Raw genomic sequence first — 24,600 nt, 5'->3', positions numbered from 1 at the left:
TGCCCATCATGGCACCCGCGCGGCGTCCACGATGTACTCGACGAGCACTCCGCGGTGGTCCGATCCCGGGATGTCGAGGATCCAGCCGCGGTGTGCGGTGAAGCGCTGCGGATCGAACAGCTGGTGGTCGATCGCGGCGCCGAGCCCGCGCGGCCACTCCCGGTCGCCGACGGTCTGCGGCCAGGTGCCCACGGCCCCCATGCCGAGTGCGGTGGCCGCATCGGTGCAATCGGTGTGTCCGGTCAGGGTCCGGTGGTCCGGGGTGGCGTTGAAGTCCCCGACGACGAGGGTGCCGGCCCCGGTCGTGCAGAGCTTCGCTGATTCCGACACCGAGCGCCACCAGTTGAACTGGCGGATACTGCGGTCGATCGGCGCATAGGTGTGGACCGCGTAGATGTCCCCCACATTCGTGCGCGCACCGACCGCGGCGAAGGGCAGCGGTCCTCCATCGATCTCCTCCGGCTCGAGCGCCGGGTTGACGAGGAGGATCGTCGCCGCGGTGTCGACCCCGGAGCGGATCGACACCGCCGCCACCTCATACTCCGCTGACAGTCCGGTGCGCTCGAGGACCGCTTCGACGATGGCCGGTGAGGTCTCCTGGAGGGCGATGACGTCGGCCTGCGCGGCGGCCGCTTCCCGGAGCAGATCCTCGTAGCCGGCGTTGCCGATGAGGACGTTCGCGGTGAGCACGGTGAGCCGGGACCCCGGGGCCGACCCAGGGGCGGCCGCCGGGGCGAACGGCTGGGTCTCCGCCGCGGGCACGCCCGGGTCGGAATATCCTCGGCCGAGCAGGATCCCGCCGCTGGCGAGCACGAGGACGGCGCCGAACCCGAGGAACCCGGTGAGGAACGGCCGCGACCGGCGGGAGAGCAGGCCGCCTGCGGCAACGAGGAGGATCCCGAGCGCGGCGAGCGTGACGAGGCCGCGCAGGGCACTGAGATGCACCGCGCCGCTGAGGGTGTGCAGCCCGAGCGCGTCGGGGAACAGGGCGACGAGGCCGAGCCCGACGGCGAGCAGCGCACCGAGCAGGACCGGGCGGAGGCGGGTCTCGGGGTCAGGGGTCACCGCACTAGGATATGAGCGGAAGGCCTCATCGACCCCGGGAAGGGCGGCTTCGCATGGCACTGGAAGATCTCTCGCAGGCGGACCTCGAGCAGGAGCTCGCGGCCGCGACCGAGGCGTACGGCGACTTCGCCGCCCGCGGGCTCGACCTCGACATCACCCGCGGCAAGCCCGGCACCGACCAGCTCGACCTGTCCGCGGGCCTGCTCACCGCGGTCGCCGGGGACGACATCCGCTCCCGCGACGGCGTCGACGTCCGCAACTACGGCGGGCTCGAGGGCCTCCCGGAGCTCCGCGAGATGTTCGGCGAGCTCTACGGCGTCCCCGCCGATCAGCTGCTCGCGCAGGGCAACTCCTCCCTCACTCTCATGCACCAGGCGCTGAGCTTCGCGCTGCTCGCCGGCACGGTCGACGGCGACGCGCCGTGGGTCGGGCAGCCGCGCCGGATCATCTGCCCCGTGCCCGGGTACGACCGCCACTTCACGCTCGCCGAGGCGCTCGGCTTCGAGCTCGTCACCGTCCCCCTCGACGACGAGGGCCCGGTGCTGTCCGCGGTCGAGGAGCTCGTCGCCACCGATCCCACGATCAAGGGCATGTGGGTCGTCCCGATGTACTCGAACCCGACCGGCATCTCGATGAGCGAGGAGCGCACCCGCGCCCTGCTCGCGATGCCGACCGCGGCCCCGGACTTCAAGCTCCTGTGGGACAACGCCTACGGCATCCACCACCTGCGCGAGCCCCACGCCCCGATGCTCGACGTGCTCGGTCTCGCCGCGGATGCCGGACACCCCGACCGGGTGTGGGTGTTCGCCTCGACCTCGAAGATCACCCATCCGGGTGCCGGGGTCGCCTTCTACGGTGGCTCGGAGGCGAACATCGGCTGGTTCACCGGCCACCTCGGCGCCGCGTCGATCGGCCCGGACAAGATCAACCAGCTGCGCCACGCCCGGTTCTTCGGCGATGCCGCCGGGGTGCGCCGGCACATGTCCGAGCACGCCGCGCTCATCGGCCCGAAGTTCGCCGCGGTCATCGAGAAGCTCGAGGCCGGCCTCGCCGGCACCGGGGCGGCGCGATGGACGGACCCGGACGGCGGCTACTTCATCACGCTCTCCGTGCTCCCCGGAACCGCCGACCGGGTGGTCAAGCTCGCCGGTGAGGCCGGTGTCAAGCTCACCCCGGCGGGTGCGACGCACCCCTACGGCCTCGACCCCGACGACGCGGTGATCCGGATCGCCCCGACGATGCCGAGCCTCGCCGATGTCACCGCCGCCACCGAGGGTCTCGCGGTGTGCGTGCGACTCGCCGCCTGCGAGAAGCTCCTCGCCCAGGACTGAGATCCCGCCGGCACGGGCGCCCACCCGCCGGCAGGAATGCGAAGGCCCCCACCGGGTTCCCGGTGGGGGCCTTCGCGTCTCCGGCCGAGGGCCGGCCGTGACGGCTCAGCGGTAGTCGTCGTAGAAGCCCTGACCGGACTTCACGCCGAGCAGGCCGGCGTCGACCATGCGGCTCAGCAGCAGCGGCGGCTTGTTCGCCGGGTCCCCGGTCTCCTCGTAGATGCTCTGTCCGACGTAGAAGCAGGTGTCCAGGCCCACCCGGTCGGCGAGCCGGATCGGGCCCATCGGGTGGGCGCAGCCGTTGATCATCCCGGTGTCGATGTCCTCCTTCGTCGCGTGCCCGGCCTCGAGCATGCGGATGGCGGAGAACAGGAACGGGATGAGCAGCGCGTTGACGATGAACCCGGGGCGGTCGTCGGAGCGGATGGTGACCTTGCCGAGCACCTCGGTGGTGAAGGCGTCGAGCTCGTCGGCCATCGCCGGGTCGGTCAGCAGCGAGGAGATGATCTCGACGAGCGGCTGCACCGGTGCGGGGTTGAAGAAGTGCATGCCGATGACGCGCTCGGGGCGGGAGGTCGCCTGGGCGAACCGCACGATCGGCATCGACGAGGTGTTCGACGCGAGGATCGCCTGCGGGTCGGTGACGATCGAGTCGAGCTCGGCGAAGATCTTCTTCTTGATCCCCTCGTTCTCGCTCGCCGCCTCGATGACGAGCTGCCGGTCGGCCATCGCCGACAGATCCGTGGTGAAGTGGAGGCGGGCGAGAGCGCCGTCGCGGTCCTCGGCGCTCATCTTGCCCCGCTCGACGCCCTTGGCGAAGGACTTCTCCACCCGGGCGCGACCGGCCTCGACGGCGGCGTCGTCGATGTCGCGGACGACGACGTCGAGGCCCTTGCGGGCGAGGATCTCGGCGATGCCGGATCCCATGAGGCCGCAGCCGATCACTCCTGCGCGTTCGATTGTCATATCAACTCCTGTAGTCATGTGCGGTGCTTGCAGTGCGGACGGGCTCGGGTGCTCCGGGCCCGATCGTGCGGGCTCAGAACCAGTCGGACTCCCGGACCGCCTTGAGGGCGGCGCGCCGGTTCTCCGGGCTCAGCCGGTCGAGGTAGACGAGTCCGTCGAGGTGGTCGACCTCGTGCTGGAGCATCTGGGCCATGAGGCCCTCGCCCCGCACGACGACCGGCTGGTTGTCCTGGTCGACGCCGCGGACCACGGCGGTCTCCCAGCGCGGGGTGGGGTACCAGAGCCCGGGCACGGAGAGGCAGCCCTCCCCGATCTCCCGCTTCTCTCCCCCGGTCTCGACGAGCTCCGGATTGACGACGTAGCCGAGCTCGCCCTCGACGTGGTAGGCGAAGACACGGCGGGTCGACCCGATCTGGGTGGCCGCCACGCCTGCCCGCCCCTCCATGCGGGTCGAGTCGAGCAGGTCGCGAACGAGCTCCCTGAGCTTCCGGTCGAACACCGTGACCGGGTCGGTCACGGTCTTGAGGACCGGATCGCCGAAGCGACGGATGGGCCTCTCAGGCATCGACCACGGCCACGAGGTCGCCGCCCTCGAGCTGCTGGACGGCGCCGATCGCGACACGGGAGACGGTGCCGGCGATCGGGGCGGTGATCGCGGCCTCCATCTTCATCGCCTCGATCGTCGCGACGGTGTCGCCGGCCTTGACGCTGTCCCCGGCCGCGACCTGCATGGTCACGACGCCGGCGAACGGACAGGCCATGTGGCCCGGCACCGAGGTGTCGGCGCGCTCGGCGGTGACGACGTCGACGTCGACGGAGCGGTCGCGCACGGAGACGGGGCGCATCTGGCCGTTGAGCGTGCACATCACGGTGCGCATGCCGCGCTCGTCGGCCGGGCCGACGGCCTGGACGCCGACGAGCAGCGCCTTGCCCTTGTCGATGACGACGGCGTGCTCCTCGCCCTCCTGAAGACCGTAGAGGTAGTCGGTGGTCTCGAGGACGGACAGGTCGCCGTAGGTCTCCCGCATCCGGTTGAATTCCTTGGACGGAGCGGCGAACAGGAGCCGGTTGAGGGTCTCCTGGCGCACCCGGCCGGTCTCCCCGAGCAGGTCGGAGTCGTGGTCGGACAGGCTCTCCGCGGGGGCGGTGTACTTGCGGCCCTCGAGCGCCTTGGAGCGGAACGGCTCCGGCCAGCCGCCGGGCGGATCACCGAGGTCGCCGGACAGGAATCCGATGACGGAGTCCGGGATGTCGAAGTGGCGCGGGTTCTCGGCGAACTCCTGCGGGTCGGCGCCCACGGCGACGAGGTGCAGGGCGAGGTCACCGACGACCTTCGACGAGGGCGTGACCTTGACGAGGTGGCCGAGGATCCGGTCCGCGGCCTCGTACATCTTCTCGATCTCCTCGAATTTCTCGCCGAGGCCGAGCGCGAAGGCCTGCTGGCGGAGGTTCGAGAGCTGGCCGCCGGGGATCTCGTGGCGGTAGACGCGGCCGGTGGGGCCGGGCAGACCGGATTCGAAGGGCTTGTAGACGTTGCGCACGGCCTCCCAGTACGGCTCGAGGTCGGAGACCGCGGCGAGCGAGAGGCCGGTGTCCCGGTCGGTGTGCTCGAGTGCGGCGACGAGCGCGGACAGCGCGGGCTGGCTCGTGGTGCCGGCCATCGAGGCGCTCGCGGCGTCCACCGCATCGGCTCCCGCGGTGGAGGCGGCGAGCAGCGTGGCGAGCTGACCTCCGGCGGTGTCGTGGGTGTGCACGTGGACCGGGAGGTCGAAGTTCTCCCGCAGCGCGGTCACCAGCGTGGTCGCAGCGGCCGGGCGCAGCAGGCCTGCCATGTCCTTGATCGCGAGCACGTGGGCACCGGCCTCGACGATCTTCTCCGCGAGCCGGAGGTAGTAGTCGAGGGTGTAGAGCTCCTCCGCCGGATCGGTGAGGTCCGAGGTGTAGCACAGCGCGACCTCGGCGACGGTGGTCCCGGTGGCGAGCACGGCGTCGATCGCCGGGCGCATCTGCTCGACGTCGTTGAGGGCGTCGAAGATCCGGAAGATGTCGACGCCGGTGCGCGCGGCCTCCTCGACGAAGGCATCGGTCACCGCGGTGGGGTACGGGGTGTAGCCCACGGTGTTGCGGCCGCGCAGGAGCATCTGCAGGTTGATGTTCGGCATCGCCTCGCGCAGTGCGGCCAGGCGCTCCCACGGATCCTCGGCGAGGAAGCGCAGCGCGACGTCGTAGGTCGCACCGCCCCAGCACTCGACGCTCAGCAGCTCCGGAGTCATCCGGGCGGTGTACGGGGCGACCGCGAGCAGGTCCTTCGAGCGCACGCGGGTGGCGAGCAGCGACTGGTGGGCATCGCGGTAGGTGGTGTCCGTCACGGCGAGGGCGGACTGCTTCCGCAGGTCCGCGGCGAAGGCCGCCGGGCCGAGGTCGAGCAGCCGCTGGCGCTGACCGGCTGGGGCCTCGCCGGAGATGTCGAAGGCGGGCAGCTTGTCCTTGGGCAGCAGCGCCACCGGGGAATCGCCGTGCGGGCGGTTGACCGTGACGTCGGCGAGGAACTCGAGGAGCTTGGAGCCGCGGTCGGCACCGACCTTCGCGGCGAGCAGGTGCGGACGCTCCTCGATGAAGGTCGTGGCGACGTCGCCGCGGATGAACGCCGGGTCGTCGAGCACGGCGCGGAGGAACCCGATGTTCGTCGCCACACCGCGGATCCGGAACTCGGCCAGGGCGCGGCGGGCCCGGTTGACGGCCTGTTCGAAGGTGCGGCCGCGGGTCGTGCACTTGACGAGCATCGAGTCGAAGTGCGCGGAGACCTCGGCGCCGGCGTACACCGTGCCGCCGTCCAGGCGGACTCCCGCGCCGCCGGCGGACCGGTAGGCGGTGATGGTACCGGTGTCCGGACGGAACGAGTTCGCCGGGTCCTCGGTGGTGATGCGGCACTGGAGGGCGGCGCCCTTGACGGTGATGCTGTCCTGGCTGAGCCCGAGGTCGGCGAGCGACTCCCCGGCCGCGATCCGCATCTGGGACTGCACGAGGTCGACGTCGGTGACCTCCTCGGTCACCGTGTGCTCGACCTGGATCCGGGGGTTCATCTCGATGAAGGCGTGCTGGCCGGCCCGGGGCCCTTCGGTCTCGAGGAGGAACTCCACGGTCCCGGCGTTCTGGTAGCCGAGCGCGGTGGCGAACTTGAGCGCGTCGGTGCGCAGGGCCTCGGCGACCGCCGGATCGAGGTGGGGCGCCGGAGCGATCTCGACGACCTTCTGGTGGCGCCGTTGGATCGAGCAGTCGCGCTCGAACAGGTGGATCGCGTTGGAGTCGTTGTCGGCGAGGATCTGCACCTCGATGTGGCGCGGGCGCTGCACGGCCTGCTCGATGAAGACCGTGGGGTCGCCGAAGGCGCCCTCGGCCTCGCGCATCGCGGCCTTGAGGGCATCGACGAGCTCGGACTTGCTGCCGACCCGGCGCATGCCGCGCCCGCCGCCGCCTGCGACGGCCTTGACGAACAGCGGGTAGTCCATCGACTCCGCGTCCGCGAGGAGCTCGTCGAGATCCGCCGAGGGCCGCGTGGAGGCCAGCGTGGGGATCCCGGCGGAGCGGGCGGCCTCGAGCGCGTGCACCTTGTTGCCGGCCATCTCGAGGACGTCGGCCTTCGGGCCGATGAAGACGATGCCGTTGTCGGCGCAGGCCCGGGCGAGGTCGGGGTTCTCGGAGAGGAAGCCGTAGCCGGGGTACACGGCGTCGGCGCCGCACTCCTTGGCCACGCGGATGACTTCCTCGACATCGAGGTACGCGCGGACCGGGTGCCCCTTCTCCCCGATCGTGTAGGCCTCATCGGCCTTGAGCCGGTGCTCCGAGTTGCGATCTTCGTACGGGAACACGGCGACGGTGGTGGCGCCCAGTTCATAGGCGGCGCGGAAAGCGCGAACCGCGATCTCTCCGCGGTTGGCTACGAGAACCTTTGAGAACATCAGTGTTGCTCGTTTCAGCTCGGCGTCGATGGTGGTCGGCGCGGGGTCCTTTGACAGGCACAACTCTACAGACGCCCGCGGACACGTCACCGGCGGGGCGTGGAAACCCTGGATGCTGCCCCCGCCGGTACGGAGCATCGCCCGCCGCCCGACCCCGTGTCCGTCCCCGCCGATACCCTGGGCGCATGCGTATCCTCCACACCTCCGATTGGCACCTCGGGCGGTCGTTCTTCGGCGTCGACCAGCACGACGTCCACGCCCGGTTCCTCGACTTCCTCGTGGACACGGTCGAAGCCGAGCGCATCGACGTCGTCCTCGTCTCCGGCGACGTCTACGACCGGGCGATCCCGCCGCAGGAATCGCTCGAGCTCTTCGACACCGCGGTGGGCCGTCTGCTCGCCGCCGGTACCCGGGTCGTGGTCTCCAGCGGCAACCACGACTCCTTCATGCGGCTCGGGATGGGTCGAAGGCTCGTCGACACGGCAGGTCTCCACCTGCGGACCCGGCTGTCGGACATCACCTGGCCGGTCCCCCTCTCCCCCGCCGGCGGAGATCCGGAGGCCGTGGTGTACGCGATCCCCTACCTCGAGCCCGCGCTCGTCCATTCCCGGTTCGGCGTCGAGCGGACCCACACCGCCGTGCTCGGTGCTGCGATGGAGAGGATCCGGGAGCACGCGGGAGCCCACCATCCCGGGGTGCCGCTGCTCGTCATGGCCCACGCCTTCGTGTCCGGTGCCGTCGGCAGCGAATCGGAGCGCGACATCGGGATCGGCGGCGTGGGCGTGGTGCCCGCCGCGGTGTTCGCCGGCGCGGACTACGCTGCCCTCGGCCACCTCCACCGCCCGCAGTCGATCACCCCGACCGTGCGCTACTCCGGCTCCCCCGTGCCGCTGTCCTTCACCGAGGCGCTCACCCCCAAGCAGCTCGTCCTCCTCGACATCCGCGACGCCGGGATCGAGCTCAGCGCGGTGCCGGTCCCGGCGTTCTCCCGGATCGAGACCGTGCGCGGCACCTTCGCCGACGTCCTCGCCCGCGCGGCGGAGCACGAGGATGCGCTCGTCGCCGTCGAGCTCACCGACACCGAGCGCGTCGACGGGGCGCTCGGGCGGCTGCGCGCCGTGCTGCCCGGGCTCATCAGGCTCAGCTACGTCAACGCCGCCCAGCCCACCGCACTGGAAGTGCCGGACGCCGCGACGGCGGCCGCCCGCACCGACACCGAGGTGTTCTCCGCCTTCGTCGACGACGTCGCCGGACGCCCCGCGCGGCCCGGGGAGCGCACCCGGTTCGAGACCGCACTCGCCTCCTCGCGGAGGGAGGACGCATGAGACTGCACACGCTGACGCTCTCGGCCTTCGGACCGTTCGCGGAGACCGCGGAGGTCGACTTCGACGCCCTCGCCGGGGACGGCCTCTTCCTCATCCACGGGCCCACCGGCTCGGGGAAGACGACCGTTCTCGATGCCATCGTCTTCGCCCTCTACGGGACCGTGCCGGGGGCCCGCAACGAAGCCGGACAGCTGCGCTCCCAGTTCGCCGCTCCGACCACCCCGACGACGGTCGTCCTCGACTTCAGTGCGCGCGGCCGGCGCTATCGGATCGAACGCAGCCCGGCCTACGAACGGCCCAAGCAGCGCGGCTCCGGCACGGTCACGCAGCGACCGGCGGTGTCCCTGCTCCAGTGGGACGGCACCGCGTGGGCCGGACTCGGCCGCACGATGAACGAGGTCCAGGCCCACGTCAATCGGGCACTGCGCCTCAACGCCGAGCAGTTCACCAAGATCGTCCTCCTCCCCCAGGGCGAGTTCGCCGCCTTCCTCCGCGCCGCACCGCAGGAGCGCGAACCCATCCTGCGGCGGCTCTTCGACACCGAGCACTTCACCGCCGTCGAACGGGTCCTCGCCGACTCCGCCCGGGCGGCGCGCACCCGGATGACCGAGGTGTCCGCCGGGCGCACAGCACTCGTCGACCGGGCGCTCGCCGTCCACGGCGAGGACCTCCCCCGCCCTGCGGTCGAGCACCCGGGCGTCGCCGATGTCGACGCCGTGCTCGGGCCGAGCACGGCGATCTGCGCCGAGCGCCGGGACCTCGCCGTGGCCGGCCGGGATCTCAGTCAGGCGGCCTGGGACCGGGCGGCGGAGGCGGCCGGTGCCGCCGCGGAGCGCCTCACCGCCCGCCGGGAGCTCACCCGGCTGCGGAAGCTCGAACAGGACTACGAGGGCGGGGCGGGCGACCGCGACCGGATCCGTGAGCAGCAGGCGCTCGCCCGGGCTGCCGGCGCGGTGCTGCCGCTGCACCGTGAGCTCCGCGCCGCCGAGCGCACGCGGGACACCCGCACAGAATCGGCGCGCGCCGAGCGCCGGCGCCTCGAGGCCGCGCTCGCGACCCTGCCGGAGGTCGACCCCGACACCTCTTGGGAGGAGCTCGCAGAGCTCGGGCGCGGGGTCGCGGAAGCGGCCCGGACGCTCGGCAGAGCACTCGAGCGCGGCGAATCCCTACGCGCTGCAGCTCGGGACTGCGAGGAGGCGATCACCACGCAGTCGGCACGGCTCCGGGAGCACGCCGAGCTCCAGCAGGCGGAGGCCCGTCGGCGCACCGAGACCGCGACCGCACTCGCCGCCGAACCCACCGTGCGCGCCGCACTCGAGAAGGAGCGCGCGAACCTCCGTCGGGCCGCGGAGCAGCTCGAGTCCGCCGAGCTCCGCGACCGCCTGGCCGACCGGCTGGCCGATGCGCGCACCGAGGTCGGATCCCGGCGCACCGATCGGGACCGCGCTCGCACGGATTACGAGGACATCCGTCGCCGCCGCATCACCGGGATCGCCGCGGAGCTCTCCGCCGCACTGGAAGCCGGGGCCGAATGCCCCGTCTGCGGATCGACCGAACACCCGCACCCGGCCGCAGCGGACTCGCATTCCGTCACCCGAGAGGACGAGGAGCGCGCCCATTCCACCTGGGAGTCGCGGCAGGCCGCACTGACCGCGGCTCAGGACCGGAGCACCCGGCTCGAGGAGCAGCACGCCGCTGCGCGGGCCACCGCCGGTGACGGCTCGGTCGACGACGCCTCCCGCGCCAGGGCCGCAGCCGCGCAGCAGGTCGAGGCGCTCGAAGCGCAGACCGCCGATCTCGACCGGCTCCGCACGGAGGCCGATCGCCTCGCGACCCGCGCTGATGCGCTCGACGGCGAAGCACAGCGCCTGTCGACGGAGCTCACCCGCCTGCGCGCGCGGTCCGAATCCCTCGCCGAGCAGATCGCTGAGCTCGACGAGTCCGAAGCCGCCTCCCCCCGCGAGGTCCTCCGACGCACCGGGCACGCGGTGCCGGACTCATCGGCGGCCGCGGAGGAAGCCGCAGCGACCGGCACCGCACTCACCGCGGCCGCTCAGGCGGCCGGGCGAGCCAGTGCCGCCGCCGCGGACGCCGCGAGCGAGGTGGCCACGCGGCAGACGGAGTACGACACGGCGCTGCGGGCCTCGCCCTTCACCTCCGAATCGGAGCTCCTCAGCGCCCGCAACCTCGACCCGGATGTGCTCTCCTCCCAGGCGGCGCAGCACCAGGCTCTCCTCACCCGCATCACCGTGATGCGGGAGTCGGCGTGGTTCCCGGCTGCCTCGCGCGACACCGCACCGGAGGAGGAGCTGCTCTCCGCCTGCGCCCGCGCGGAGGACGCGGAGGTGCGGTTCCGGGAGCGGGCCCGCCGGGCCGTCGAATCCCTCGCAGTCGCCGAGGATCGCTGCCGCGATATCACCGGGCTCCGCACGACGTTCCTCGACGAGGCCGCGGTCGAGGAGGACGAGCTCGGCGAACTCCGGGCAGACGTGGCACTGGCCGGCCTCGTGCAGGCGACGAGCCCGGACAACCTGCGGCGGATCTCGCTGTCGTCCTACGCGCTCGTCGCTCTGTTCGCCGACGTCGCCGCGAACGCCTCGGAGCGGCTGCGGGTGATGAGCCGGGGTCGCTACTCCCTCGTCCACGACGACGTCATCCACCGGCGGGAGAAGCGTGCGGGACTCGGCCTGCAGGTCGTCGACGGCTTCACCCAGGAGCGGCGCGACCCGCGGACGCTGTCGGGCGGGGAGAGCTTCATGGCCGCCCTCGCGCTCGCCCTCGGGCTCGCCGACACCGTGAAGTCGACCGCCGGGGGGATCGAGCTCGATTCGCTGTTCATCGACGAGGGCTTCGGCACCCTCGACCCGGACACCCTCGCCGAGGTCATCGGGATCCTCGAGGAGCTGCGCGAGGGCGGTCGCACCGTCGGGGTGATCTCCCACGTCCAGGGGATGCAGCAGGCGATCCCGAACCAGATCGTGCTCGAGGCGTCCCCCACGGGTTCGCGCATCCGGGTCGAGATCCCCGGCTGAGCGAACCCGGTGCGCGCTCCTGCGTGCGTCGTCATGATCCGGGGTGGGATATCGGCTAACGTTGGACTGTGCTCGTCCTCAGTGTCTCCAGTCTCAAGGGCGGGGTCGGAAAGACCTCCGTCACCCTCGGCCTGGCCTCGGCCGCCTACAGCCGGGGCATCCCGACGTTGGTCGTCGACGTCGATCCGCAGGCCGACGCCTCCACGGGCCTCGACGTCCCGGTGACCACCGAGGTCGACATCGCCGACGTCCTCGCCGCACCGAAGTCGCGGATCCTCGACCGCGCGGTCGTGCCGAGCGGCTGGGTGGGCGACCGCCCCGGCCACATCGATGTCATCCCCGGCTCCCCGCGTGCCGCCGAGTTCGACCGGCCCTCGCTCACGGACCGGTACCTGCGCCGTCTCAAGGACGCGATCGCCAAGGTGTCGAGCGGCTACCGGCTCGTCCTCATCGACTGCCCGCCCTCCCTCAACGGACTCACCCGCGCCGCCTGGACGGCGAGCGACCGCGTCCTCATCGTCACCGAGCCGGGCCTGTTCTCCGTCGCCGCAGCCGACCGCGCGCTGCGCGCCACCGAGGAGCTCCGCCGCCGCAACGCGCAGAGCCTGCAGCCGCTCGGCATCGTCGTCAACCGGGTTCGACCGAACTCACGTGAGCACGCCTACCGCTTCACCGAGCTCAAGGAGATGTTCGGCCCGCTCGTCATCACTCCCCCGCTCCCGGAGCGCACCGTGCTCCAGCAGGCCCAGGGCTCGGCGCGGCCCATCCACTCGTGGCCGGGCCGTCCGGCAGCGGAGCTCGCCTCCGCCTTCGACCGGATCCTCGACCGCGCGCTCCGCAGCGAGAAGATGCGCCGGCCCGGCGCCCCGCAGGGCGGGGCCGGGGACGCTGCCACTGGCGACTCCGCGCAGAACGGGCCGTCGCAGGAGAGCCCCGCGAAGGACGATGCCGCGCCGGGATCCGTCGACGCCGCAGGCGTCGCGGAGCAGACGGACGATGCGGCGGCCTCGAAGCCCTCAGCATCCACGACTCCCCCGGAACCCGGGACCGAGAAGGATGGCTCCTCGGCGGCCGACGGGAAGAAGGTCTCCACAGCGACCGAGAGGGACGACGACTCCCCCGCGACCGAACAGGACGCTGCCGGCGAACCCGGGACCGCATCCGCACCGGGGTCCGCATCCGCCACCGCCGGCGAGTCCCCGGCCGGAGTCGACGCGGCGTCTCCCCCGCGCTCCGTAGCCGGTGCTCCGCAGAGCTCGGCCCGGGGTAGCGGGAGCCGGGCGGCCGGCGAGCCGAAGAAGCCCGCCGATCCCCCATCGAGCGCCGCGCGTCCGACCTCCGGCGGCACCGGTGAGCGCCAGGCCGGCGAGCACGAGGAGAGCTTCGAGTCCCGCCGCGCCCGCCGCGCGCGGGAGAAGAAGCGGTTCTGACGCTGCACCGCCGGGCATGATGAAGGGCCGTGATGATGATCATCACGGCCCTTCATCGTCAGCGGGTCCTGCTGCTGGGGCTCTCCTGCCTCAGCTGGACTTGCGTGCGGCGCGCCGGGCGGCGAGCTCGTCGACGATCTCGACCTCGTCCTCAGGACGTTCGCTCGGGAGTTCGCACAGGGTGCCCTCGACCTCGCGCCAGACCCGGCCCACGGCGATGCCGAACACGCCCTGGCCGCCCTGCACGAGGTCGATGACCTGGTCGGCGGAGGTGCATTCGAAGACGCTCGAGCCGTCGCTCATGAGCGTGATCTGCGAGAGGTCGTCGACGCCCCGCTCACGCAGGTGGCCGACGGCCACCCGGATCTGGTTGAGGGACACACCGGTGTCGAGGAGGCGCTTGACGATCTTGAGCACGAGGATGTCGCGGAAGCTGTAGAGGCGCTGCGAGCCGGAGCCGGTCGCGGTGCGGATGCTCGGGACCACCAGATCCGTCCGTGCCCAGTAGTCGAGCTGACGGTAGGTGATGTCGACGACGCGGCAGACGGTGGGACCGCGGTAGCCGGCCTCCTCGTCGAGCACAGGCAGATCGTCGTCGAACAGCAGACCCTGCGCGGCCGGCGGCACTGCTGTGGAACGGGCCTGTTCCTGACTTGAGCGGTTCACACCGACTCCTCCTTCATGTCCCTGGGGGAAGCAGGGCCTGCGAGCACCGGATCGGTTGTCTCCAGTGATTCTACCGCACCGGGCGCTCGCGGACCCAGGGAAAGTTACACCCTTGAACTTATGCGCTGGTGCGGGCGCGGACAACGAAGCACGGGATAACGATTCGGCGTGTCGCCGTTACCGGAGTAATCGAACGCCGAGCGACCGGAATCTCTCCGCGGTGACGGCCGGTGCGCCCGCACCGGGGAGCGACCAGCATCGGCGGGTCGCCGTCACCGCGGAGCAGCCGTCGCAGGCGCCCCACCGGCGGCCTCGCCGCCGACGGATCCGCTCCCGGCGGCGTTCCCGGCGGCGTTCCCGGAGGTCTCCTCGGTCCGGTTCGTCGGCTTGGTCGAGGTCAGCAGCTTCGTCTTCACCGATGAGGCATAGGTGTCGACGTACTCCTGCCCGGACAGGCGCAGGATCTCGTACATGATCTCGTCGGTCACCGAGCGCAGCAGGAACCGGTCACCCTGCATGCCGGCGTACTCGCTGAAGTCGAGCGGCTTGCCGAACACGATCCCCACCCGACGCAGGCGCGGGATGGTCCGTCCCTCGGGCTGCACCTTGTCGGTGCCGATGAGCGCGACGGGCACCACGGGTACGCCGGCCTCCATGACGAGGCGCGCGATCCCGGTCCGCCCGCGGTACAGCCGCCCGTCGGGGCTGCGGGTGCCCTCGGGGTAGATCCCCAGGAGGTCCCCGCGGCGGAGCACCCTGAGCCCGGCGTCGAGCGAGGCCTCCGAGGCCGAGCCCCCGGACCGGTCGATCGGCAACTGGTTGGTGAGCTTGAAGAACCACCGGGTCACCGTGCCCTTGATCCCGCGGCCGACGAAGTAGTCGTTCTTCGCGAGGTAGACGACCGGCCGGGGAACCGCCAGCGGCACGAAGATCGAGTCGATGAAGGACAGGTGGTTGCCCGCGATGATCGCACCGCCGGTCTCCGGGATGTTCTCCAGCCCGCGCACCCACGGCCGGAACAGGGCACGCGCGACCGGCCCGACGACGATGGTCTTGAGCAGCCAGTAGAACACGGTGTCCCTTTCCACACGGGCGGTCGAACGGTCCGAGACTACTACACGGAGGCGTCCTCGGATCCGCTGCGATCGGCACCGCGCCCACCGCACCCACCGCACACTCGCCGCCTCTGGGCTGTGCGTCACCGACGCCCTTCCAGTGAGGAAGCACGGGCTCTCTGCGGCTGCGGCGCGGTGTGGCATTCTGGAACGCATGACGGCACCTCCCGGAAGCACGATCGCAGCCGAGCGCCCGGCCTCCGCGCTGACCTTTGACGCCCCGTCCGAGGTCGGCGTGCTGCTGCTCCACGGCATCACCGGCTCCCCCGCCGCCTGGCGGCCGATCGCCGAGCAGCTCATCGCCGACGGCACCGCGGTGCGTGTTCCGCTGCTGCCGGGACACGGCACCGTCTGGCAGGATCTCAACGCTGCCACCTGGGCCGACTGGCGCACTGCGGCGGCGCGCGAGCTCGCCGACCTCCGCGGGCGCCACTCCGCAGTCGTCGTGGCGGGCCTCTCGATGGGCGGGGCACTCGCCCTCGAACTCGCCGCAGCCGCTCCGGCAGGCGACCGGGAGGGCGCGCTCGGTGAGATCTTCGGCCTCGTCCTCGTCAATCCTGCCCTGCGGGTCGATTCCCCGCTGCGGACCGCGCTCCCCCTCCTTCAGCACCTCGTGCCGAGCGTCGCGGCGATCGGCAACGACATCGAGCTGCCCGACCAGGACGAGGTCGCCTACCCGCGCACCCCGCTGCGCGCCATCGCTTCGATGCAGCGCGGCCAGCGCTCACTGCTGCAGCGCCTGTGGCGGATCACCGTGCCCACGGTCATCTGCCAGTCGGGCACCGACAACGTCGTGGGACCGTGGTCGGCGCGACAGCTGCGCGCCCGGCTCGCCGGGCCGGTGCGCACGGTCTCCCTGCGCCGCAGTCGCCACGTCGCCACACTCGACTACGACGCGTCCCTCGTCCTCACCGAGATCCGCCGCATGCGCGACGCCGCCGCGGACTCCCCGAGGTCTCGGCCATGACCGGCTCCGGCGGCCTCCCGGGATCCTCCGGTGACCCGGATCGCGAACGCCTGCCCGACGCCGAGCGCATCCCGGATGCGGACTGGGAGTCCATGGTGTCCGGGATCGAGGCGCAGTCGGGCTTCGTCCCGGAGATGTCCATCGACGAGATCCGCGAGCGGCTCGAGGAGGACGAGGACTGGGTCCCACCGGCCCCGGAGCGGATCGGCTGGCGCAGTGCGCCCCCGCTCTTCGTGCTCTCCGTCGTCGGGCTCGTCGGCGGGGTCGGCGCTCTCCTCGTCATGGCGATCTTCTTCCGGCCCGTGCCGGGCATCGCGGTGCTCGTGCTCCTCGGCATCAGCATGGCCTCGGGCCTCATGCTCTTCCTCAACCTGCCGGCCGAGCACCGCAGCGATCCCGGCGGCGGGGCGCAGGTCTGATCAGCCGACCCGGCGGATCGCCGGAGCGAAGGGCACGTAGTCGGCCTCCCGGTCGTCCTCCCCCGGCGCCACGACCTGCGGCACGAGGCCGCAGTCGCCGAGCACCGCGAGCGCCTCGACCTCGAGACGATCGAGGTGATCCGGACTCTCGAGGATCCAGTCGGGGCGCACGGCGGGCAGTCGGTCCATCGGATCCGGACCGGAGTGGACGGCGGCGACCAGGCAGTCGGGGTCCGGGCACACGACCGCGCCCGTGCGCTCGTCCGTGCCGTGGCCGGGATCGGTGCATTCGATGATCATGAGGTCCTCCTCGATCGGTGCGCCGCGGCTGCGACGCACGGTGTCAGGTGCACGTTCCAGACCCTAGACGGAGGTGCGGACACGGCCCCGCCGGCGGCCGCCCTGCCCGCATCCCCGACCCCCGTGTCCGTCCCGCGTGGCAGGATGTCAGCCATGTCCATCCACCGCGCCCCGAGGGCTTTCGACCGGGACGAGCGGCCGCGCTCCGGGCAGCTCGACCTCAGCGATCTCGGCACCCCGCTGGAAGAGGTGACCTTCGTCGTCGTCGACCTCGAGACGACCGGCTCGACCGACATCACCGAGATCGGCGCGGTCAAGCTCCGCAGCGGCGAGGTGCTCGGCGAGTTCTCCACCCTGGTCCGGCCGCGCACGAGCACGATCTCCCCGTTCGTCGAACGACTGACCGGGATCACCAACGGCATGGTCGCCGGCGCCCCGGAACTCGATTCGGTGCTCCCCGCGTTCCTCGAGTTCGCGCGGGGATCCGTCCTCGTCGCCCACAACGCAGGCTTCGACATCGGCTACCTCAAGGCCGCCTGCAGCTCGCTCGACTACGCCTGGCCGGACCCGCCCGTGCTCGACACCGTCAAGCTCGCCCGCCAGGTCGTGCCCCGCGGAGAGGTCGTCAACCACAAGCTCGGCACACTCGCCGCGCATTTCGGCACCGCGGTGGCCCCGGACCACCGGGCACTGGCGGATGCGCGGGCGACCGGGGAGATCCTCCACCGGCTGTTCGACCGCTTCGGCACCTTCGGCATCACCACCCTCGAAGACCTCCAGCGCCTCAAGCCGGCCGGATGGCAGAAGCGCCGCACCAAGGCCCACCTCGCCACGGGGGTCCCGGAAGGACCCGGTGTGTACATGTTCCTCGACGGCTCCCGGCGGGTGCTCTACATCGGGGTGAGCCGGAACATGCGGGCCCGCGTGCGCAACTACTTCACGGCCGGGGAGACCCGCGGTCGCATGGCGGAGATGATCACCGCCGCCCAGGAGGTCAGCACGGTCCCCTGCGACACGCACCTCGAGGCGGAGGTCAGGGAGGTCAGGCTCATCGGCGAGCTCGCCCCGCCCTACAACCGACGGTCCAAACATCCGGAGCGCCGCACCTGGCTCCGGCTCACTGACGAGGAGTTCCCGCGCCTCTCGGTCGTGCGGACAGCACCGGCCTCGGCGGACGACGCCGCGCGCCGGCTCGGGCCGTTCCGGACCCACCGCCGCGCCCAGGAGGCCAAGCGCGCCCTGGACCGCCTCTTCCCGCTCAAGCAGTGCACGCAGAAGCCGCACCACGCCGCCTTCGCCCCGTGCGCCTCCGGGGAGCTCGGTCGCTGCGGCGGACCGTGCGCCGGGAACTGGGACGCCGAGGCCTACCGGGCCGGCATCACCGGCGTCCACGATCTCCTCGTCGGCGACCCGGCGGAGTTCGTCCGGTGCTGCCGGGAGCGCATGGCCGCCCTCACCGCGGGCGAGCGCTTCGAGACCGCCGCCGAGGTGCGCGACGCGATGACCGGGCTGCTCTCCTCGCTCGCCGCCCAGGAGCGGCAGGCCGGGCTCGCTGCGATCGAGGAGTGCGTCGCCGCCGTCCCGACGCCGGGGGGCGGCTGGGACCTCGCCCTCGTCCGCTGGGGCCGGCTCGCCGGGAGCGCCCGCGTGCCGGGGGGCGTCAATCCCTATCCGGCGATCGAGTCGCTGCGGCTCACCGCCGAGCACGTCGAGCAGCCGTCCGTGGATGCGCCGGCGGCGCTCGCCCAGGAGACCGCGCTGATCCATCGGCGGCTGGCCGACGGGAGCACGCGGCTGGTGCGCACCACCGGCGGCTGGAGCGAGCCGCTCACCGGCTTCGGGCGCGTCCTCGGGTCATTCGGTCCGCTCGGCGGCACCCCAGCGGTGTGACGCCTCGATCAGCTCATCGAGCTTGCGGCGGGCGGCCCCGGAATCGAGCGCCTCGGCGGCGATCCCGGACTTCGCGGCGAGCCGATCGGTCAGAGCACCCTCGGCCTCCCGATCGGCTGCGACGAGCGCGGCCGCCGCATTGAGGATGACGACATCGCGCACCGGGGACCGCTCGCCCTCGAGCACCCGGGTCATCACCCCGGCGTTGAACTCCGGGTCACCGCCGCGCAGATCGTCCTTGGAGACCCGCGGGAGGTCGAGGGCGGTCGCGTCGAAGGTCGAATGGACGACCGAGCCGTCACGGACCTCCCAGACGTCGTTGACCGCGGTGGTGCTGAGCTCGTCGAGGCCGTCGCCGGACCGGAACACGAGCGCCGTGTCGCCGCGTCGGGCGAGCACCCCGGCGACGAGCGGTGCCATCGCGGGATCGGCGACACCGATCGCGGTGGCACGGGTGCGGGCCGGATTGGTGAGGGGGCCCAGGATGTTGAAGGCCGAGGGCACCTTGATGGCCTTCCGCACCGGGGCGATGAATCGCATCGCCGGGTGGTAGACGTTCGCGAAGCAGAACGCCATCCCCACCTCGCGGGCGAGCCCGACGGTCTGCGCGGGCGTGAGGTCGAGGGTGAGTCCGAGCGCCTCGAGGACGTCGGCGGACCCCGAGGCCGAGGACGTGGCCCGGTTGCCGTGCTTGACGAGACGCTGCCCGGAGGCGGCGATGATGAACGAGGCGGTCGAGGAGATGTTCACCGTCTTCGCCCGGTCGCCGCCGGTGCCGACGATGTCGACGGCGTCGGAGAGCCCGTCGAGCGTCACCGCATGAGCCATCATCGCTTCGACGAGACCGCTGATCTCCTCGACCGTCTCCCCTTTCCCGTGGTGGGCCACCAGGAAAGCGGCCATGGTGACGTCGGGGACGTTGCCGGACATGATCTCGTCCATCGCCCACGCCGCGGTCCCGGCGTCGAGATCCTGCCGCGACATGAGGGCGACGAGCAGGTCGGGCCAGTTGCGCACATCCGAGACGACGGCAGACGCGTTCGCGGGTCGGGACTGTGCGCTCATTCGGGGGACCTCTCTCTGGGCTGCGGTGTTCGATGGGACTCCGGGTCTCACCCCGGGAAGGGGACGGCTCCATCATGCTACGCCGCCCGTGCCGGCGCGTCCGCGGTCCGATCGGCGGAACCGACACGCGAGGGAGCGTGTTCCCGCACGTCACACGGATCCGCGAGTTCTCGGGCTTTCCGCTACACGCCGTAGAAAATGTCCCCGGCGAACCTGAGCAAAAGGTGAATTTATCCTTGGGACTGGGTAATAATGGGGGCGTGTCCACTGCCAATGCATCTCAAACAGCGCCGGTTCATCCAGTCGTCAACAGGCCGAACACGACAACCGTAGGGTTCATCGTGTGGCTGTCGAGCGAGCTGATGTTCTTCGCCGCGCTCTTCGCCATGTACTTCACGATCCGTTCGGTCGTCCCGGAAATGTGGGCCGAGGAAACGCAGAAGCTCGCGTTCTGGTTCGCGCTCGGCAACACCTCGATCCTGGTGCTGTCGTCGGTGACCTGCCAGCTCGGCGTGTTCAAGGCCGAGCACTTCCAGCCGCGCCGCACCGGCGGTCTGCTCAACGTCGGCCGCTGGGGCCTCGTCGAGTGGTACTACGCCTCCTTCTTCCTCGGCTCGATCTTCATCGGCGGCCAGGTCTACGAGTACGCCACCCTCGTCTCCGAGGGCGTTGCGATCAACTCGAACGCCTACGGCTCGGTCTTCTACCTCACCACCGGGTTCCACGGCCTCCACGTGCTCGGCGGCCTGATCGCGTTCCTGCTGGTCATCGGCCGCACCTACGCCGCCAAGCGGTTCGGTCACCGGGAAGCCGTGTTCGCGATCTGCGTGTCGTACTACTGGCACTTCGTCGACGTCGTGTGGGTCGGCCTCTTCGCCGTGATCTACATCCTCCAGTGATCGCGGTCTGAGACCCGCCCTGCCAGACTCCAGCAAGAAAAGGACAAATCTGTGAAGCTTCTAGCCGCACGACGCCGGCACCCGATGGCCCTCGTGGTCCTGCTGCTCGTCGGTCTGTTGATGACCGGCGGCGCCTACGCAGTGTTCACCACGAACAGCACCGCGTCCGCCGAGGAGTACACGGCTCAGGACGTGGAGGAGGGCGAGAAGCTCTTCGTCACCAACTGCGCGACCTGCCACGGGATGAACGCCGAGGGCACCGAGAACGGGCCCGGCCTCGTCGGAGTCGGCGCGGCAGCCGTGGACTTCCAGGTCGGTACCGGCCGCATGCCGCTGCAGATGAGCGGCCCGCAGGCACAGGTCAAGACTCCGCAGTTCAGCGAGGAGCAGATCTCGCAGATGTCGGCGTACGTCGCCTCGCTCGGCCCCGGACCGGCAGTTCCGGAGGACGAGTACCTCGACGCCTCGCAGGGCGACCCCGCCGCAGGCGGCGGACTCTTCCGCACCAACTGCGCGATGTGCCACAACGTCGTCGGCTCGGGCGGCGCCCTGACCCGCGGCAAGTATGCCCCGAACCTCTCCGAGGTCTCCGAGAAGCACCTCTACGAGGCCATGCAGACCGGTCCGCAGAACATGCCGATCTTCAACGATGCCAACCTCACCCCCGAGCAGAAGCGCGACGTCATCGCCTACGTCCGCGAGGTCTCGGAGCAGCCGTCCGCCGGTGGAGCCAAGCTCGGCTCGCTCGGCCCGGTCGCCGAGGGCCTGTTCATCTGGTTCTTCGGTCTCGCTGCAGTCATCGGCATCACCGTATGGCTCTCGGCGCGGTCCAAGTGACCACCACGTTCTCATCCGTATCGAGTAAAAGACGAGGAAGCGAATGACCTCGAAACAGCACACTGCCGAGCACGGCAGCCAGCTCGAGCAGGTGAACGGGTTCACCAATCCTGGTATTCCCGAGCACAAGCCCCGAGTCACCGACAGCAGCCCCGCTGCTGAGCGCATGGCCGAACGGCAGATCGCGGGATGGTTCATCCTCTCGATGATCGGAACCCTGTGGTTCATCGTGTCGTACTTCCTCTTCCCGATCGAGGACGGCTCGATGGGGTCGATCCGACTGCAGAACGCGATGCTCGGGCTCGGCGCGACGCTCGCGCTGTTCTCCATCGGAGTCGGCATCGTCCTGTGGGCCAAGACCCTCATCACCGACGTCGAGGTCGTCGAGTCCCGTCACGACATCGCCGGGTCCGAGGAGGACCAGGCGATCGCGCTCGAGATCATCAACCAGGCCAAGGAGGAGTCGGGCATCGCCCGTCGCCCGCTGCTGCGCAACACCCTCATCGCAGCCGTCGCGATCGCTCCCCTGCCGGCGCTGCTCGTGTTCCGCGATCTCGGTCCGCTCCCGGGCGACTCGCTCTTCAAGACCCTCTGGGGTCCCGGCGTGCGCCTCGTCCAGGACCCGGGCATGGTGCCCCACGAGGACCGCTACATCCGTGCCGAGGACGTCACCATCGGCTCCGCGTTCCACGTGATCCCGGAGAAGATGTACGAGTCCGAGCACCCGCTCAACGAGAAGGCCAAGGCCGCCGTGCTCCTCATGCGGATCGATCCGCAGGAGCTCAACACGGATCCGGCGAAGGAGGACTGGGGTGTCGACGGCATCGTCGCCTACTCCAAGATCTGCACCCACGTCGGCTGCCCGGTCGCCCTCTACGAGCACCAGACCCACCACCTCCTGTGCCCGTGCCACCAGTCGACCTTCGACGTGACCAACCACTGCGCGGTCATCTTCGGCCCGGCCAAGCGTCCGCTTCCGCAGCTTCCCATCGCCGTCGATGACGAGGGCTACCTGGTCGCCCAGCGCGACTTCGTGGATCCCGTCGGCCCGACGTTCTGGGAGATCAACACCAGGGAGACCTCCGAGCAATGAGCACAGCACCCGCGACGACCGCTGTCGGAAAAGCGGCACAGTTCACCGAGAGCCGCGTAGGCGCCTCGAAGATGGTGAAGGAGTTCGGTCGCAAGATCTTCCCTTCCCACTGGTCCTTCATGCTCGGTGAGGTGGCCCTCTACACCTTCATCATCCTCATCCTCACGGGCACCTTCCTCACGTTCTGGTTCAAGCCGGCGATGGGCGAGCTCCACTACGAGGGTCCGTACATCCCGCTCAAGGGCGTCGAGATGTCCGAGGCCTACGCCTCGACGCTGGCGATCTCCTTCGAGATCCGCGGCGGCCTGTTCATCCGCCAGATGCACCACTGGGCGGCTCTGCTGTTCATGGCCGCGGTGAGCATCCACGCGCTGCGCATCTTCTTCACCGGTGCGTTCCGCCGCCCGCGCGAGATCAACTGGCTCATCGGCATCGCTCTCATCGCGCTCGGCATGGGTGCCGGCTTCACCGGCTACTCGCTGCCCGACGACCTGCTCTCCGGCAACGGCCTGCGGATCATCGACGGCCTGCTCAAGGGCATCCCGCTCGTCGGCACCTATGTGTCGTTCTTCCTGTTCGGCGGCGAGTTCCCCGGCATCGACATCGTGTCGCGCCTCTACTCGCTCCACATCATGATCGTCCCGGCGCTGCTCATCGCTGCCATCGGCGTCCACCTGATGTTCGTCGTCATCCACAAGCACACGCAGTGGCCGGGCGCCGGGCACACCGAGAAGAACGTCGTCGGCGAGCCGGTGCTCCCGACCTTCGCGGCCAAGGGCGGCGGGTTCTTCTTCATGATCTTCGGCCTGCTGGCGCTGATCTCCGGCTTCTTCACCATCAACCCGGTGTGGAACTACGGGCCGTACGATCCCTCCCCCGTCTCCGCCGGCACGCAGCCGGACTGGTACATCGGCTGGATGGACGGCTTCCTCCGCATCATCCCGGGCTGGACCGAGTTCTACATCTTCGGATGGCCGATCAGCTTCAACATCTTCTCCGCGCTGCTCATCGCCGCGCTGCTGTTCGGTGCGATGGCCGCCTGGCCGTTCGTCGAGGCGTGGGTCACCAAGGACCACCGCGAGCACCACATCCTCGACCGCCCGCGCAACAACCCCACGCGCACCGCCTTCGGCATGGCGGCGGTCGTCTGGTACGCCGTGATGTGGGCAGCTGCCTCCGGTGACCTCATGGCGGTGTTCTTCCACATGTCGCTCAACGACATGATCTACATCTTCCGCTTCCTGTTCTTCGCCGGCCCGATCATCGCGTACATCGTGACGAAGCGGATCTGCCTCGGACTGCAGCGGAAGGACCGCGAGATCATCCTGCACGGCTACGAGAGCGGCGAGATCATCCGCCTGCCCCACGGCGAGTACCAGGAGCGCCACAAGGTGCACACCGATCACGAGGTGTGGGCGCTGAGCTCCTTCGAGTCCCCCGAGTACGTCCCCGCCGAGCCGGACCCCGATGGGAAGATCTCGAAGTGGGAGCGTCGCCGAGCAGCGATCTCGAAGTTCTTCTACGAGGATCGCGTCGCCCCGGTGACCAAGGACGAGCTCGATGCCGCTCACCACGATCATGGTGACCACGGCGTCGACGCCGGATCGCACTCCGGTGGAGAGCTCCCGCGCGGACACTGAGCGGAGATCCGCTCGCACGAGGCCGAGGGCCGGACTGTTACCGACAGTCCGGCCCTCGGCCGTTCACCCGGTCCTGCGAACGGCTGCTCGCCGGACTGCTCGTCCGATCACATGCAGGCCCCCAGTCCCCTCCCCCGAGGCTCCGTCCGAGCGGACGAGGCGTCCGGCACGTCACGGCTGGCCTTCGCGCTCGACCGTCAATCGCAGCCCATCACTCGCCGGCTCCGGCTCACTGAGTTCAGCGCTGGTTCGCCCTCGTCTCACACCCCAGAGAGATCGCAACGGAAACTGCTGCCGCAGTCGCAGACTGCGCAGTCCACGAGTCCACGACCGCCACAGCAGTCTGCGTTGTTGCAGACACGTATCGAAGTCGGCCGCGGTGCTGGGTTTCTGAGCGAGAGCAGGGGGGTTCGGCGCCGCCTCGGACAGCGCCGCCGCGACTGCAGCGATCCGGGCCTCATGAGGTTCGCCGCTGCGGATAGTCGGTGGTCGTGGCGTAGCCCCCACGCCAGATCGAGCATCCGTTGGAGTCCGATGCAGTGCGGTCTCGGAGGAACGAACCGATCGTCGGGGAGTTGCTGGACACCATCGCTTCCTGGAG

At 70.6% G+C, this 24,600-nt stretch carries 19 protein-coding genes; 11 read left to right on the top strand and 8 right to left on the bottom strand.

Translation table 11 applies throughout. The features are described from left to right. Nucleotides 1–6 precede the first annotated feature (6 nt). Nucleotides 7–1,065, bottom strand: coding sequence for an endonuclease/exonuclease/phosphatase family protein (locus tag ABD883_RS06925; protein ID WP_175406958.1), 1,059 nt, complete (start codon nt 1,063–1,065; stop codon nt 7–9). A gap of 53 nt (nt 1,066–1,118) precedes the next feature. On the opposite strand from ABD883_RS06925, the gene ABD883_RS06920 reads away from it, so the two are divergent. Continuing rightward, nucleotides 1,119–2,396 carry an aspartate aminotransferase type Ic gene (locus tag ABD883_RS06920; RefSeq protein WP_137319662.1) on the top strand — a complete coding sequence of 426 codons (1,278 nt, stop codon included), beginning with the start codon at nt 1,119–1,121 and terminating at the stop codon, nt 2,394–2,396. A gap of 105 nt (nt 2,397–2,501) precedes the next feature. Here the strand turns inward: ABD883_RS06920 and ABD883_RS06915 are convergent, their stop codons facing one another. The 3 genes from ABD883_RS06915 to ABD883_RS06905 all read right to left on the bottom strand — a co-directional run bounded on the left by ABD883_RS06915 (nt 2,502) and on the right by ABD883_RS06905 (nt 7,321). Further along, entirely contained in the window at nt 2,502–3,362 is an 861-nt protein-coding gene (locus ABD883_RS06915) for a 3-hydroxybutyryl-CoA dehydrogenase (protein WP_137319661.1), read from the bottom strand. 73 nt (nt 3,363–3,435) lie between these two features. Further along, nucleotides 3,436–3,927 (bottom strand): peptide deformylase, encoded by a 492-nt coding sequence (gene def / locus ABD883_RS06910; RefSeq protein WP_137319660.1) that lies wholly within the window; start codon nt 3,925–3,927, stop codon nt 3,436–3,438. Then, nucleotides 3,920–7,321 (bottom strand): pyruvate carboxylase, encoded by a 3,402-nt coding sequence (locus ABD883_RS06905; protein WP_345030984.1) that lies wholly within the window; start codon nt 7,319–7,321, stop codon nt 3,920–3,922. The genes def and ABD883_RS06905 overlap by 8 nt, the downstream gene beginning before the upstream one ends. Before the next feature lie 185 nt (nt 7,322–7,506). Here ABD883_RS06905 and ABD883_RS06900 point away from each other — a divergent pair, with 185 nt between their 5' ends. The 3 genes from ABD883_RS06900 to ABD883_RS06890 all read left to right on the top strand — a co-directional run bounded on the left by ABD883_RS06900 (nt 7,507) and on the right by ABD883_RS06890 (nt 13,108). Then, nucleotides 7,507–8,646: an exonuclease SbcCD subunit D gene (locus ABD883_RS06900; RefSeq protein WP_345030982.1), complete on the top strand. Its 1,140-nt coding sequence runs from the start codon at nt 7,507–7,509 to the stop codon at nt 8,644–8,646. Then, nucleotides 8,643–11,678: an AAA family ATPase gene (locus ABD883_RS06895; protein WP_295689835.1), complete on the top strand. Its 3,036-nt coding sequence runs from the start codon at nt 8,643–8,645 to the stop codon at nt 11,676–11,678. The genes ABD883_RS06900 and ABD883_RS06895 overlap by 4 nt, the downstream gene beginning before the upstream one ends. 68 nt (nt 11,679–11,746) lie before the next feature. Further along, nucleotides 11,747–13,108, top strand: coding sequence for a ParA family protein (locus ABD883_RS06890; RefSeq protein WP_345030980.1), 1,362 nt, complete (start codon nt 11,747–11,749; stop codon nt 13,106–13,108). A 90-nt stretch (nt 13,109–13,198) separates the two neighbouring features. Here the strand turns inward: ABD883_RS06890 and ABD883_RS06885 are convergent, their stop codons facing one another. Together ABD883_RS06885 and ABD883_RS06880 are read right to left on the bottom strand one after the other, a co-directional pair. Further along, nucleotides 13,199–13,774: a MerR family transcriptional regulator gene (locus tag ABD883_RS06885; protein ID WP_137319656.1), complete on the bottom strand. Its 576-nt coding sequence runs from the start codon at nt 13,772–13,774 to the stop codon at nt 13,199–13,201. Nucleotides 13,775–14,046: 272 nt separating this feature from the next. Continuing rightward, entirely contained in the window at nt 14,047–14,847 is an 801-nt protein-coding gene (locus ABD883_RS06880) for a lysophospholipid acyltransferase family protein (protein WP_137320475.1), read from the bottom strand. A 196-nt stretch (nt 14,848–15,043) separates the two neighbouring features. Here ABD883_RS06880 and ABD883_RS06875 point away from each other — a divergent pair, with 196 nt between their 5' ends. After that, entirely contained in the window at nt 15,044–15,856 is an 813-nt protein-coding gene (locus ABD883_RS06875) for an alpha/beta hydrolase (protein WP_137319655.1), read from the top strand. Next, a complete protein-coding gene (locus tag ABD883_RS06870; protein WP_247424527.1) occupies nt 15,853–16,275 on the top strand; it encodes a hypothetical protein in 423 nt (140 codons plus the stop codon). The genes ABD883_RS06875 and ABD883_RS06870 overlap by 4 nt, the downstream gene beginning before the upstream one ends. Here ABD883_RS06870 and ABD883_RS06865 read toward each other — a convergent pair whose 3' ends face one another. Next, on the bottom strand, nt 16,276–16,575 hold the full coding sequence (locus ABD883_RS06865; protein WP_137319653.1) for a hypothetical protein: 300 nt from the start codon (nt 16,573–16,575) through the stop codon (nt 16,276–16,278). A 153-nt stretch (nt 16,576–16,728) separates the two neighbouring features. Here ABD883_RS06865 and ABD883_RS06860 point away from each other — a divergent pair, with 153 nt between their 5' ends. Beyond that, nucleotides 16,729–18,465, top strand: a complete 1,737-nt coding sequence (locus tag ABD883_RS06860; protein WP_345030973.1) for a DEDD exonuclease domain-containing protein — start codon at nt 16,729–16,731, stop codon at nt 18,463–18,465. On the opposite strand, the gene trpD is transcribed toward ABD883_RS06860, so the two are convergent. Further along, nucleotides 18,430–19,530: an anthranilate phosphoribosyltransferase gene (gene trpD / locus ABD883_RS06855; RefSeq protein WP_345030970.1), complete on the bottom strand. Its 1,101-nt coding sequence runs from the start codon at nt 19,528–19,530 to the stop codon at nt 18,430–18,432. The genes ABD883_RS06860 and trpD overlap by 36 nt on opposite strands. 242 nt (nt 19,531–19,772) lie before the next feature. Here trpD and ctaE point away from each other — a divergent pair, with 242 nt between their 5' ends. The 4 genes from ctaE to qcrB are packed head-to-tail and all read left to right on the top strand — an operon-like array spanning nt 19,773 to nt 23,999. Beyond that, complete coding sequence (ctaE, locus tag ABD883_RS06850) at nt 19,773–20,429, top strand: aa3-type cytochrome oxidase subunit III (protein ID WP_486303684.1); 657 nt, start codon at nt 19,773–19,775, stop codon at nt 20,427–20,429. 51 nt (nt 20,430–20,480) lie between these two features. Continuing rightward, a complete protein-coding gene (gene qcrC / locus ABD883_RS06845) occupies nt 20,481–21,266 on the top strand; it encodes a cytochrome bc1 complex diheme cytochrome c subunit (protein ID WP_137319649.1) in 786 nt (261 codons plus the stop codon). Nucleotides 21,267–21,309: 43 nt separating this feature from the next. Beyond that, entirely contained in the window at nt 21,310–22,359 is a 1,050-nt protein-coding gene (gene qcrA, locus ABD883_RS06840) for a cytochrome bc1 complex Rieske iron-sulfur subunit (RefSeq protein WP_137319648.1), read from the top strand. Continuing rightward, the gene (gene qcrB / locus ABD883_RS06835; protein ID WP_137319647.1) at nt 22,356–23,999 is read left to right on the top strand and encodes a cytochrome bc1 complex cytochrome b subunit; all 1,644 of its coding nucleotides are present in this window, start codon (nt 22,356–22,358) and stop codon (nt 23,997–23,999) included. Before qcrA ends, qcrB begins: the two co-directional genes overlap by 4 nt. The last annotated feature ends 601 nt before the right edge of the window (nt 24,000–24,600 follow it).

The sequence above is a fragment of the Brevibacterium pityocampae genome, assembly GCF_039541555.1.
In the GTDB taxonomy this organism is placed as follows: domain Bacteria; phylum Actinomycetota; class Actinomycetes; order Actinomycetales; family Brevibacteriaceae; genus Brevibacterium; species Brevibacterium pityocampae.
This window is presented reverse-complemented; position numbering and strand designations above follow the sequence as displayed.